This window comes from Roseococcus sp. YIM B11640 (assembly GCF_049727625.1).
Classification (GTDB): domain Bacteria; phylum Pseudomonadota; class Alphaproteobacteria; order Acetobacterales; family Acetobacteraceae; genus Roseococcus.
Genome location: NZ_JBBJOZ010000007.1, coordinates 54,067 through 66,767 on the forward strand (window position 1 = coordinate 54,067; position 12,701 = coordinate 66,767).

Here is a 12,701-nt window from a genome sequence, read left to right on the forward strand (position 1 = left end):
GCTCAGACGCTGCCCAGGGTTCGCACGCGGACGCGCGCATGGATCTCCGCCTGGGAAAGCACGGTGGTCGCGGGGCGGAAGCGCTCCACGATGGAGCGCAGATGAGGGCGCAGCGCGCCGGAACACAGCAAGGCCGGGCTCTCGCCCTGGGCGGCCTGCGCGTCCATCACGTCGCGCAGGCGCTGCACGAAGGCCTGGAGGCGCGTGGCGTCCATCAGCAGCTGCCGGTCCTCCGGCGGGCCGCTCAGCGATTCCGTGAAGGCGATCTCCCATTCAGGCGACAGTGTCACCAGCGGCACGTAGCCGTTCGGCCCGCGCGCTGCCTCGGAGAGCTGGCGGGCGAGCCGCATGCGGACGATGCCCAGCATCTGCGGCACCGAGCGCAGGCTCGCCGCCGCCGCCTCCTGCAGCCCTTCGAGGATGGTGGGCAAGTCGCGGATGGAGACGCGCTCCGACAGCAGGGCCTGGAGCAGGCGCTGCAGCAGCCCCACGCTCACCTGCGTGGGGATGAGGTCCTGCACGAGCTTGTGCTGCTCGCGCGGGAGCTCGTCGAGCAGCTTCTGCGTCTCGCTGTAGGAGAGCAGCTCGCTCATGTTCTCGCGCACCACCTCGGTCAGGTGCGTGGCCAGCACGCCGGCGCAATCCACCACGGTGCAGCCGCGCATCGCGGCCTCTTCGCGCTGATGCTCCTCGATCCAGAGGGCGGGGAGGCCGAAGGCGGGCTCCTGCGTCGCGGTGCCCTTCATGTCGGGCTGCTTCCCGGAGGGGTCGATGGCGAGCAGCATGGGCGGCTTCAGCACGCCCCTCGCGGCCTCGATCTCCTTCACGCGGAGGATGTAGGTATCCGGCGGCAGGTCCAGATTGTCCTGGATGCGGACGGAAGGCAGCACGAAGCCCATATCCTGCGCGATGTTGCGGCGAAGGCCGCGGATCTGCTCGGTCAGGCGCGGGGCGTCGCCGGAAGCCAGCGCCAGCAGCCCGTAGCCCAGCTCCAGCCGCAGCAGGTCCATCCGCAGCGCCTCGGAGACCGCGGGCTCGGTCGGGACGGCGGCGGGCACGGCCGGCTCGGGCGGGGGGACCAGCGCGGCCTTACGGCGGAACCAGGCGACGCCACCGAAGCCGCCCGCGAGAAGCAGGAAGGGCAGCATGGGCATGCCCGGCATCACGCCCATGAAGAGGGAGGCACCGCCCGCGACGGCGAGCGGCTTCCACCCCGCGAGCTCCCGCGCCATCAGCCGGTCGGCCTGCTCCTCCCGCGCGGCCTTGGTGACGAGGATGGCGGCCGCGACGGACACGAGCAGCGCGGGAATCTGCCCGACGAGACCATCGCCCACCGTCAGGATCGAATAGGTCTCGACCGCGTCCATGAAGCCCATGCCGTGGCGGCCGACACCGATGGCGAGCCCGCCCAGCAGGTTGATGAAGGTGGAGACGAGGCCCGCGACCGCATCGCCCTTCACGAATTTCGCGGCACCGTCCATGGCGCCGTGGAAGCCGCTTTCCTCCTGCAACTCGCGGCGGCGGGTACGGGCCTCGGCTTCGTCGATCGTGCCGGCGGAAAGGTCGGCGTCGATGGACATCTGCTTGCCGGGCATCGCGTCCAAATGGAAGCGCGCGGCGACCTCGGCCACGCGGCTTGCGCCCTTGGAGACGACGACGTGGTTCACCATCAGCAGGATGGCGAACACGATCATGCCCACCAGGATGTCGCCGCCCATGAGATAGCGGCCGAAGGTGGCGATGACCGCGCCGGCCGCTTCCGGCCCTTCATGTCCGCTGGCGAGGATGGCGCGCGTGGTGCCGACGTTGAGGCCGAGGCGGAACAGCGTGGTGATGAGCAGCAGCTGCGGGAAGGACTGAAAGTCCAACGGCCGCGCCAGCAGCAACGCCACCATGAGCATGAGCACCGAGACGGTGATGTTGAGCGCCGAGGCCGCGTCCAGCATCGAGCCCGGCAGCGGCACGATGAGGATGACGAGGACCAGCACGATGCCCGCCACCAGCGCCGCCTCCGAGGAGACGCGCAGCTGCCCGAGCCAGGGAGGAAGCGTCAGCGACTTCACGCGATGCGCCAGGCCTCGGGTAGCTGGCCCGGCGCGGGCGGCACGCTGACGCCCTGGCCGCGATACTCCGCGAGCTTGTTGCGCATGGTGCGGATGGAGATGCCCAGGATCTCCGCCGCGCGGGTGCGGTTGCCGAGGCAGCGGCCCAGCGTCTCCAGGATCAGGTCGCGCTCCACCTCCTCCATGCGGCGGCCGACCAGGGCGGCGATAGCGGGCTCATGCGCGACGGCCGACATGGGCGCGGGCGCGATGGAAGGTGCGACCTCCGGCTCGGCGGCCGGCGACAGCTCGATGGCGTCGAGACCGATCTCCCGCCCCGAGGCGAGCAGCACGGCGCGATGCATCGCGTTCTCCAGCTCCCGCACATTGCCGGGCCAGGCGTGGCCGAGCAGGCGGTGCGTGGCGGCGGGCGAGAGCGCGCGCGGCGGCAGGCCGTTGGCCGTGGCGTAGCGCTGCGCGAAATGCTCGGCGAGCGGGAGGATATCGGCCGCGCGTTCCCGCAGCGGCGGGATACGGAGCTGCACGACGTTCAGGCGGAAATAGAGATCCTCGCGGAAGCGCCCGGCGCGCACCTCCGCCACCATGTCGCGATGCGTGGCGGCGAGGATACGCACATCCACCTTCACCGGCTGCGTGCCGCCGAGGCGATCCACCTCGCGCTCCTGGATGGCGCGCAGCAACTTGGCCTGGAGGCGGGGGTCCATCTCGCCGATCTCGTCCAGCAGCAGCGTTCCGCGCTCCGCCTGCTCGAACTTGCCCTTGCGCGCGGCCGCGGCGCCGCTGAAGGCCCCCTTCTCATGGCCGAAAAGCTCGCTTTCCAGCAGTGTCTCGGGAAGGGCCGCGCAGTTGAGCGCGACGAATGGGCCGCGCGCGCGGCGGGAGGCCGCGTGGATGTGGCGCGCGATCACCTCCTTGCCCGTGCCGCTCTCCCCGGTGATCAGCACCGAGGCCTCGGCCTGCGCGAGCTGAGTGGCGCGCGCCAGCAGCGCCTGCATCGCCGGATCGCGGCAGATGGGCGCGCTCTCCACCGCCGTCACCGCCTCCAGCATGGCGGCGATCAGCTCCGCATCCGGCGGCAGGGGCAGGAACTCGCGCGCCCCGGCGTGAATGGCGCGCAGCACGGCATCGGCGTCGGGGTTCCGGCCGCAGGCGATGAGCGGCGTGGCGATGCGCTCGTCGGCCAGGCGCTCCAGCAGCCAGGGCAGGTCGTGGATCACCTCGGCCAGCACGAGGTCCGCACCCTCGGCGCGCAGATGCGCGAGGCCGGAGGAGACGCCATCCGCCTGCGCCAGCTGCGCCCCGCGCGCCGAGGCGATGCGCGCCGCCTGCCCGAGCTCGCCCGAGAGCGAGCCGATGAGGAGCAGCCGCGTCATATGCCGCGATCCGCCTTCACGATCTCGGTCATGGTGATGCCGAGGCGGTTGTCCTCCACCATCACCACCTCGCCGCGCGCCACGAGGCGGTTGTTGACGTAGATGTCCACCGCCTCGCCCAGCTTGCGGTCCAGCTCCACCACCGCGCCGCGGCCGAGCTTCAGCAGCTGGCTCACCTGCATGGTCGCGCGGCCCAGCACCGCGCTGACCTGAACGGGGATGTCGTACACGGCATCCAGCTCGCGCGGGGCTGCCGGCGCACGCTCGCCGGGCGGCAGCGCGCCCGGGATGGTGGGTTCGAATTCCGGCGTGTCGCTCATCGCGCGCTATTCCACGAGCATGTCATCCTTGCCCTCCGAAAGCTGTATCTGTCCCTGGGCCGCGAGGTCCTTCGCGGTGGCGACGATGGCGGCCTGCGCCTCGTCCACATCCTTGAGCCGCACGGGTCCGAGAGCCGCGATGTCCTCACGCAGCAGCTTGCCCGCGCGCTCCGTCATGTTGCGGTAGAAGAGCTCGCGCATATCCTCGGCCGCGCCCTTGAGGCCGAGCGTCAGGCGCTCCTTCTCGACGCTGCGCAGCAGAACCTGCAGCCCGGCGGGGTCGAGGCGGCGAAGATCCTCGAAGGTGAACATGAGGCTGCGGATGCGCTCCGCCGCCTCCAGGTTGCGTTCCTCCAGCGCGGCGAGGATGCGCGATTCCGCCTGGCGGTCGAGGCCGTTGAAGATCTCGGCCATCATCTCATGCGCGTCGCGGCGGGTGGAGCGCGCGAGGTTGGACATGAACTCGGCCTTCAGCGTGCGCTCGACGCCTTCCAGCGCCTCCTTCTGCACGTTCTCCATGCGGAGCATCCGCATGACGACCTCCATCGCGAAGCCGTCGGGCAGGATGGAGAGCACGCGCGCGGCATGATCCGGCTTCACCTTGGTCAGCACCACGGCGACCGTCTGCGGGTATTCGTTCTTGAGGTAGTTCGCGAGGACCGTCTCGTTCACATTGCCGAGCTTCTCCCACATGGTCCGCCCGGCCGGGCCACGGATCTCCTCCATGATCTGGGCGACGCGTTCGCGCGGGAGAGTCTTGAGCAGCAGGCGCTCCGTGCTCTCGAAGGAGCCGATGAGATGACCGGCCTTGCCCAGATGGGTGGAGAATTCCTCGCACACCGCCTCGACCACCGAGGCCGAGATGGTGCCCAGCTGCGCCATCGCGGCGGAGAGATCGCGGATCTCGTCCTCATGCATGCGCGCGAACAGGCGGGCGCTGTTCTCCTCGCCGAGGGCGAGCATGAGGACGGCGGCCTTCTGCGGGCCGCGAAGCGCGCGGGCGTCGCTCATTCGTCCTCCTCCGGCGTCAGCCAGCGGCGGATCACCATCAGGGCCTGGTCAGGGTTTTCCTCGGCGAGTGCCATCACGCGCGCGATGGAGGAGGCGCGCATGGCGCCGTCCACGCGCGCCATGTGGACCATGCCATCCGGCCCTTCGCTGGCGATCAGGCCGGTGGTCCCGCCGCCCTCCAGCACCCCGGCGCCTGGCGCGCCCACTGCGCCCGCGAGCGCGGCGCCGCCGGGGCCGGCGAGGGCCGGCGCCGGGGCCAGAGAAAGCGCCAACTTGCGCGCCACCGGCCGGGCGACGAGCCATAGCGTCAGCAGGATCAGAACGCCGATGATCGCGGTCTCGGCCAGGCGCGCGACCAGCGCCTGCGGGATGTCGAGACCGAGCATCCCCGTGCCGGTCGCCGCGGCCTCGGCCTCGGCGAAGCGCATGGAGACGACCTCCACGCGGTCGCCGCGCGGCTCGCTGAAGCCGACCGCGTTGCGGACCAGGGCGGCGATGCGGGCGAGTTCCTCGGCCGTGCGTTCGCGCGTGGTGGGGGTGCCGTCGCGCATCTCCGTCACGCCATCCACCAGCACGGCGACGGTGAGGCGCCGGACGACCGGCTGTTCGCGCAGCACGTTGCGCGTGGAGCGGCCGATCTCGTAGTTGGTCGTCTCCTCTTGCCGGGATTCCTGCGTGCCGTTGCCGCCCCCCTGCGCCTCGGAGCCCGGCACGTTGTTGCCGACGCTGACCGTCCCCGGATCCTGCGAGCGATTGGTCTCGGTGGTGGACTGGACGCTGCGGGGAACCTGATTGTCCGGGTCGAAGCGCTCCTCCCGCGTCTCCACGCGGTCGAAATCCATCTCGATCGCGACTTCGGTCCGCACGCGGCCGGCGCCCAGCACGCGCTCCAGCATCTCTTCCACGCCGCGGGCCAGCCGGGCTTCCTGGGCGCGACGCAGATCATCCTGCGACTGGGCGCCGCCCACGCCGGAGAGCGCCTGGCCGCCGCGCGCCAGGAGCTCACCGCGGCTGTCCACGATGGAGACGTTCTGCGGCCGCAATCCAGGCACCGCGGCGACGACGAGGTGCAGCACGGATTGCACGCCCTCGCGGTCCAGCCGCATGGAGCCCTGCATGGTGAGCAGCACGCTCGCCTGCGCCTCGGCCCGCTCGCGCGAGAAGGCCTCGCGGCGGGGCAGGACGAGGTGGACGCGCGCGCCCCGCACCCCGGCCAGCGTGCGGATGCTGCGCGCGAGTTCGCCCTCCAAGGCGCGCAGGCGGTTCATCTCCTGCTGGAAGGGGGTGGTGGTCAGGCCCTCGCCGCGGTCGAAGAGCTCGTTGCCGATGCTGCCGCCGGCGGGCAGCCCGTCGCGCGCCAGGGCGAGGCGCAGGCGCGGCACGTCGTCGATGGGGGCGAGGATCTGCGACCCGCCCTGGGCGATGCGATAGGTGGTGCGCTGCCGTTCCAGCGCGGCGACGACATTGGCGGCGTCACGCGTCTCGAGCTCGGCATAGAGCACGCCCATGGGCGGCGTGCCCGCGCGCAGCACGAGGAAGAGGATCAGGCCGAGCACGCCCAGGCCGACGCCGGCCAGCGCCGCCAGCCGCACACGCCCCAGGGCGCGCAGCTGGCCGATCAGGTTCTGCACGACCCCTATGGGCACCGTGCTGGGCGACGGAACGTCCATGACTCTCCCGAAGCGCATCCTGCGCTCCCGGCAGAACTTGCCGCATCAACCCTTATGAAAAGTGAATCAGCTGCCGCCGACGCTCCGCAAACGGTCGAAATCGACCGAAAGCTTGCCGAGGCTCAGGCGCACCGCGCTGTCCGTCCGGTCCACGCCGGTCGCCGTGCCCAGCACGGTGAAGGGCAGGCTGGCGGTCGTGCCATCGGCCGCGATGCCCGTCACGGTGACGTTGTAGGCGCCGTCCGCGACTCGGGTGCCCGAGCTGCTGGTGCCGTCCCACTGGAAGTCGCTCCTTTCCGCACCGAGCGCGACGGTGCCGCTGCGGACCAGCCGCCCGGCGCCGTCGGTGATGACGATCTGCGCCGCGTTCGCGTCCCCTGCCGCCGGCAGGCGCAGCGTTGCGACGCCGTTCTGCAGCGCGAGCTGGCTGCTCTGGACCTCGACCGTGCGGCCCATCAGCGGGGCGGCGGAGACGAGTTGGTTGCCCTGCTGCAGCCGGATCAGGCTCTCGAGCTGCGAGTTGGTGCGAATCTGCTGCTCGACCGACGAGAACTGCACGAGCTGCTGCGTCATCTCGTTGGGATCCATGGCATTGGTGGGATCCTGATTCTGCAGCTGCGTCGTGAGCAGCGTGAGGAAGGTGTTGAAGTCGCCGGTGAGCTTGGAGGCGCTGGACCCCGCGCTGGAGGTGGTGCTGGCCGTGCTGGTGGCGCTGCCGACGGAGCCGCTCATGGATGGATTCCTTTCGCGTCAGATGTGGAGGTCGAGGAGGCTGCGGGAGAGGCGCGGCGGTTCGGGGAGGGGGGAGGCGCGCTCCGCGCGATCCTGCCGCATGGGGGAGGAGCCACCCTGGCGTGGTTCGTCGCGCGCGCCCGGCTCGCCTTGCGTGCCTAGCGAGAAGTCGATGCCGCCCGGCGTCAGCTTCAGCCCCGCATCGGCGAGGCTGCGGTCCATCTCCAGATGGTCGCGCTGCAGAAGCGCGAGGGTTTCCGGCCGCTCGGCTGCGATGCGGACGGTATGGACATCACCCTCGCGCCGCACCTCGATCTCCACCCGGCCCAATTCCGGGGGCTCCAACGCGAGGGTGAAGCCGCTGACATCCCCCGGCTGAAAGGCGAGGGCGATGGCCACGGAAGCGACCTGGCGCGGCGGTAGAGGCGGCGGCGGGGCCATGGCCGGCGCGGGGGGCGGCGGCGCCTCGGCGGGCGGGGACGCGCTGGGCTGCCAGGCCGGCGGGAGCGGGGAGGCGTCGGGCCGCGCGGGCTCAGCGGCGCGTCCATGCGCAGGCAAGGTCCGCTCCACGGCCTCGGCGTGCGGCTTTGGGGGAGCCGCATCCGCTTCGGCCGCGATGTCCCGCGGGGCGCCGGGGTCGGCGGTGACCGGGGCGGGGCGGGATTGCGGCCGTGTCACGCCAGCGGGCGCCGGTTCGCTGGTCGCCTGGGCGGCCGGGGGGGTGGTTGCGGGTGGCGGCGGCTGGGCGGGAGGGCTGGCCGGTGCGGCGGGCATGGGCAGGATGGTCGGCAGCTGGTCCACGGGACCGGTCGGTTCATCGTCGGCCGGATGAGGCCGCGCGCCGGAGGCTAGCGGCTCGGCGGTGCGGCGTGGTGGCGTGGTCGGGGCAGGAGCGGGCTCCGGCGCGCCATTCGTCCCCTCGTCGGGCTCTGGCGGTGGCGGCGCGGGTTCTGTTGCGTCCTCCGGCTGGACGGGACCGGAGGGGGCGGGCGAAGGGCCTGCCGGAAGCGGGGCGGGAAGGCCGGCCTCCGGGGCCGCCGCCGGATCGGCGACGAGGCTCGCAGGCGCGGTCGCTGCGTTCGGAGGGATGGCGGATGTCGCTGCATCCGGCAGCGCGACAATCCCCGGCAGCGACGTGGAGGCCAGGGACGGAACGGGCACCGCTGCGGGCGATGCCTCTGGGCCAGGCATCGCTTCCCCGGCCGGCCCCTCGCCGCCCGTTTCGAGGCTGCGCGCCAGGGCATCGGCGAAAGCGCCCTCCATGGCCGCGGGCGCGGCGGGCGTGCCGGGCGCGGCGCCGCCCTGCCCTATCGGGGCCACGGGTGCGAGCGCGAGGGCGAGATCCAAGCGGTGTCTCCTCGGGAGAAGTCCCGCATCGCCGTGGCAAGCGCCGGGCCAGCCCATTCCTTCCTTCGGCCCGGCAGGGCGAGCCGGCGGGCGGCAGTTTGCGTCGCACGCCGGGCAAATCCTGCCCGGTTCCGCAACCGCCTGGCTGGCACGCCGCCTGCCAGGACGTGGCATGCGCCGTCCATGGCGCCGAATGCGCGGAGGTTTTGGATGTCTCTTTTCGGTGCGATGACCACCGCGATTTCCGGGCTCAACGCCCAGTCGCGCTCTCTCGGCCACATCTCGGACAACCTGGCGAACAGCCAGACCGTGGGCTTCAAGCGGGTGGACACGAACTTCGTCGATCTCGTCACGCAGTCGAACGCGACGTTGCACGCGCCGGGCTCCGTCATGGCACGGCCGGACTACACCAACACCATTCAGGGCACGATCGAGCAGAGCGAGAACGCGCTGGCGCTCGCGATCGGCGGGCAGGGCTTCTTCAGCGTGGCCATGGCGCGCAGCGCGCAGGATGGGAGCGTCGCCTTCGACGAGCGGCAGTTCTACACGCGGGCGGGCGATTTCCGCATGGACAGCGAGGGCTACCTCGTCAACGGCTCCAACTACTACCTGCAGGGCTGGCCAGTGGACACGTCCGGCGTGGTGGACCGCACGACGGTCGGGCCCATCCGCGTCAGCCAGTCGGTCTTCAATCCCATCGCGACCAGCTCCATCGACATCGCGGCCAACCTCCCCGCCCTCGACCCGCCGGCCGTGCCCGCCGACGCGAAGAGCTTCAGCACGCAGGTGCAGGTCTACGACCAGCTCGGCACGCTGCATCCGCTGACGCTGACCTTCTCCCAGACGCCGGCCGGCACGCCGCGCAGCTGGCAGATGAGCATCTCGCCCAGCCCGGCGGGCGGCGCCGTGGACATCCCCATCGTCTTCGGCACCGATGGCACGATCCAGAGCCTGAACGGCACGGCGGGCACCCCGAACTCGCCCGTCACCTTCAACTTCGACATGGATTTCGGCCTGGGCAACCAGCCCATCTCGCTGAACATGGGCGCCTTTGGCCAGGCGCGGGGGATCACCCAGCATGCGGGGACGGACTTCTCGCTCCGCAACCTGGAGCAGAACGGCGTGCCGCCCGGCGCCTACTCCGGCCTCGCCATCCGCGAGAACGGCGATATTGCGGTGAACTACGACAATGGCCAGTCGCGCGTCATCGCGCGCGTGCCCATCGTCTCCTTCAGCGATCCCGACAAGCTGCAGCGCCTGGACGGCCAGGCCTTCATGCGGACGATCGAGAGCGGCGAGGCGCGGATCTCCGACGCCTCGACCAACGGCGTCGGCAAGCTGGTCGTGGGGGCGACCGAGGCGTCGAACGTCGATATCGGCTCGGAATTCACCAAGCTGATCGTGGCGCAGCGCGCCTATACGGCGAACACCCGGGTCGTAACCACGGCGGACGAGATGCTGCAGGACACGATCAACATGAAGCGATGAGCGGGGGAAGGTAGATGAGCCTCAACCTGGCCTTCAGCATCGCCAAGAGCGGGCTGCTCGGCACGCAGCGCGCGCTGGCGCAGGTGGCGCAGAACATCACCAACGCCGACACGCCGGGCTATACCCGCAAGGTCGCGACCGCGACCTCGGTCACGGTGGAAGGCCAGCCCCTCGGCATCAAGCTCGGCGAGGCGCGGCGCAGCGTCGATGGTGCCCTGGTCGCCGAACGCGACCAGCGGGCAGCGGACGTCGCGGCCGCCATGGTGCGGGAGCGCCTGCTGACGAGCATCGAGGCGGTGCATGGTTCCACCGATTCCGGAAACAGCCTGGGCGACACCATCGCGGCCCTGCAATCGAGCCTCATCTCGCTCCAGGCGACGCCGGGGGATACCGGCCTGCAGCGCAACGCGGCCGAAGCCGCCTATGATGTCGCGACGCGCTTCAACGAAATCGCCGAGGCCATCGGCGATGCGCGGCAGCAGGCCCAGGACGGCGTCCTCTCCGAGGTGGAGACCATCAACGCCGCGCTGCGCGAGATCACGCAGCTCACCAACTCCATCAAGGCCGACATGGTGCGCGGCCTGCCCGTCGGCGACCTGGCGGACCAGCGCGACCTGGCGCTGACCAAGCTCTCCGAGAGCCTGCCGGTGCAGGCGTTGCACCAGGCCGATGGCGGACTGATCCTCATCACCAAGGGCGGGCTGGCCCTGCCGATGCTGGCATCCGGTGACGCGCTGTCCACCAGCCTCGCCTCCATGGGTCCCGATGCCTACTACGGCGCGGGCGGCAGCATCCCCGGCGTGACGCTGGGCGGGGTGGACGTCACGAGCCAGCTCACGGGAGGGCGGCTCGGCGAATACCTCACGCTGCGCGATGCCACCCTGCCGCGCTACCAGGCGGAGCTGGACGTGGCGGCATCGCAGCTCGCCTCGCGTTTCAGCGCGCAGGGCCTTGCGCTCTTCACCGATGCGAGCGGCGCCGTGCCGGATACCTCGCTGGGATATGCCGCGGCGGGAAGCGGGCAGATCGGCTTTGCCAATGTCATCAGGCTGGCCAGCGCCGTCGCCGCCAATCCAGCGCTGCTGCGCGACGGAACGCACGCGGTCGCCGACACGCCGGGCGGGCCCACCGCTTTCACGCCCAATCCCGCCAATGGGCCAAGCGGCTTCACGACGCTGATCGAGCGTCTCGTCAAATACAGCCTGGGCGATTCGGCGCGGGACGGCAGCTACTGGGCCCCCATTCCATCCTCGGGGCTGGGCCCGGATGGCAGCCTCTCCTCGCCCTTCATTCCGGGGCGCAGCGTCGGCAGCTACGCCTCGACGCTCACGGCGACGCAGTCGGCCGACCGTGCCGCCGCGACAACGGCGAAGGAGCGCGCATCCGCTCTGCGGGATGGGCTGGACGCCCGGTTGCAGGCGGAATCCGGCGTGGACCCGGATGCGGAGATGGCGGCCCTGATCCAGCTCCAGAACGCCTATGCGGCCAATGCGCGCGTCATGAACGCGACGCAGGAGATGTGGGCTGCGCTCCAGGGCATCGCAAGTTGAGGGCTGAGCCATGAGCGGAGTGGGATTGCTGGGCCGGCTCGCGAGCGAGACGGCGGTGCTGCGCCAGCGGCTGGACCTCTTGACCCGCCAGCAGGCGAGCGGCCTGCGCGCCGAGCGGCTGGGCGATCTCGGAGCCGCCGTCTCGCGCCTGGTTTCCATGCGCGGCGAGGTGCAGCGGCGGGAGGTGTACAACGCCTCCATGACGCAGGCGCTGGGCCGGACCGGCGTGATGCAGGAGGCGCTGACCCGGATGACGGAGATCGCGCGCGAGTTCCGCACGACCGTCACCCAGCGCATCACGAGCAGCGACACCAACTCCCTCGCCACCGTCCAATCCCAGGCGCGGGCGGCGCTGACCGAGGTCGCGCATCTGCTCAACACGCAGTACACGGGCGAGTTCCTCTTCGGCGGGAGCGACCTCACCCATCCGCCGATCCCGGACCCGGACGGAATCGGGGGCGGGCAGATGGCGCAGGACATCGCGGCGGCCGTGGCGACGCTCGGCGGCAGCGGCGCGGCGGCGGTCTCGGCGGCGACACTAGGTATCGCGCAGAGCACGGCGGCCGGCATCAGCCCCTTCTCGGCCTTCCTGAACGCGGATGAGAGCCTGCCCGCCGCGAGCCAGGAGGCCCGGCGCGCGGTGCCGTCGGACGACGGCGCGACTATCGGCTACGGCATCATGGCCAATCGCAACGCCACGGCCATCAGCACGGGGGACACCACCGGGGGCTGGGCGCGAGACCTGATGCGGGGGCTGATGAGCCTGGCCGCGCTCGATCCCTCGCAGATGGCCGATGGGGTGCAGTTCGACGCCCTCGTGAAGAACATCCGGGACGGCCTTCTCTCGGCGGAGAACGCGCTGGGGGAGGAAGCGGGCGCGCTGGGCCAGGTGGAGGCGCGGATGGAGGCTTTCCAGACCCGCCACAAGAACCTGCTGACGGTGCTGGCAGGCCAGATCGCCAATATCCAGGAGGTGGATCCGGCGGAGACGCTCAGCCGGCTGCAGAACACCAAGGCCACGCTGGAGGCGAGCTACAGCGTCATCGGCTCGCTGAATGGGCTCAACCTCGTGAACTACCTCAAGTGATTCCATTCCTCTCTTCAAACCGCGTTAACCCCCCGCCCGACAGGATGGCCGGGCGAGGGG

10 protein-coding genes are annotated in these 12,701 nt (G+C 71.1%); 3 read left to right on the forward strand and 7 right to left on the reverse strand.

The features are described from left to right. Positions 1–2: 2 nt before the first annotated feature. The 7 genes from flhA to WJM96_RS21745 form a co-directional block, all read right to left on the reverse strand. The gene (gene flhA / locus WJM96_RS21715) at positions 3–2,063 is read right to left on the reverse strand and encodes a flagellar biosynthesis protein FlhA (RefSeq protein ID WP_424814655.1); all 2,061 of its coding nucleotides are present in this window, start codon (positions 2,061–2,063) and stop codon (positions 3–5) included. Beyond that, positions 2,060–3,436 carry a sigma 54-interacting transcriptional regulator gene (locus WJM96_RS21720; protein ID WP_424814656.1) on the reverse strand — a complete coding sequence of 459 codons (1,377 nt, stop codon included), beginning with the start codon at positions 3,434–3,436 and terminating at the stop codon, positions 2,060–2,062. The genes flhA and WJM96_RS21720 overlap by 4 nt, the downstream gene beginning before the upstream one ends. Beyond that, on the reverse strand, positions 3,433–3,756 hold the full coding sequence (gene fliN, locus WJM96_RS21725; RefSeq protein ID WP_424814657.1) for a flagellar motor switch protein FliN: 324 nt from the start codon (positions 3,754–3,756) through the stop codon (positions 3,433–3,435). Before fliN ends, WJM96_RS21720 begins: the two co-directional genes overlap by 4 nt. A gap of 6 nt (positions 3,757–3,762) precedes the next feature. After that, a complete protein-coding gene (gene fliG, locus WJM96_RS21730) occupies positions 3,763–4,767 on the reverse strand; it encodes a flagellar motor switch protein FliG (protein WP_424814658.1) in 1,005 nt (334 codons plus the stop codon). Beyond that, entirely contained in the window at positions 4,764–6,437 is a 1,674-nt protein-coding gene (fliF, locus tag WJM96_RS21735) for a flagellar basal-body MS-ring/collar protein FliF (RefSeq protein ID WP_424814659.1), read from the reverse strand. The genes fliG and fliF overlap by 4 nt, the downstream gene beginning before the upstream one ends. A gap of 66 nt (positions 6,438–6,503) precedes the next feature. Beyond that, a complete protein-coding gene (locus WJM96_RS21740) occupies positions 6,504–7,169 on the reverse strand; it encodes a flagellar hook assembly protein FlgD (RefSeq protein ID WP_424814660.1) in 666 nt (221 codons plus the stop codon). A gap of 18 nt (positions 7,170–7,187) precedes the next feature. Next, a complete protein-coding gene (locus tag WJM96_RS21745; protein WP_424814661.1) occupies positions 7,188–8,516 on the reverse strand; it encodes a flagellar hook-length control protein FliK in 1,329 nt (442 codons plus the stop codon). 210 nt (positions 8,517–8,726) lie between these two features. Here WJM96_RS21745 and flgE point away from each other — a divergent pair, with 210 nt between their 5' ends. From flgE to WJM96_RS21760, 3 genes are read left to right on the forward strand one after another with little or no spacing between them, the layout of a single operon-like run. Next, the gene (gene flgE / locus WJM96_RS21750) at positions 8,727–10,004 is read left to right on the forward strand and encodes a flagellar hook protein FlgE (RefSeq protein WP_424814662.1); all 1,278 of its coding nucleotides are present in this window, start codon (positions 8,727–8,729) and stop codon (positions 10,002–10,004) included. A 14-nt stretch (positions 10,005–10,018) separates the two neighbouring features. Further along, on the forward strand, positions 10,019–11,554 hold the full coding sequence (locus WJM96_RS21755; protein WP_424814663.1) for a flagellar hook-associated protein FlgK: 1,536 nt from the start codon (positions 10,019–10,021) through the stop codon (positions 11,552–11,554). 10 nt (positions 11,555–11,564) lie between these two features. After that, entirely contained in the window at positions 11,565–12,641 is a 1,077-nt protein-coding gene (locus WJM96_RS21760) for a flagellin (protein WP_424814664.1), read from the forward strand. The last annotated feature ends 60 nt before the right edge of the window (positions 12,642–12,701 follow it).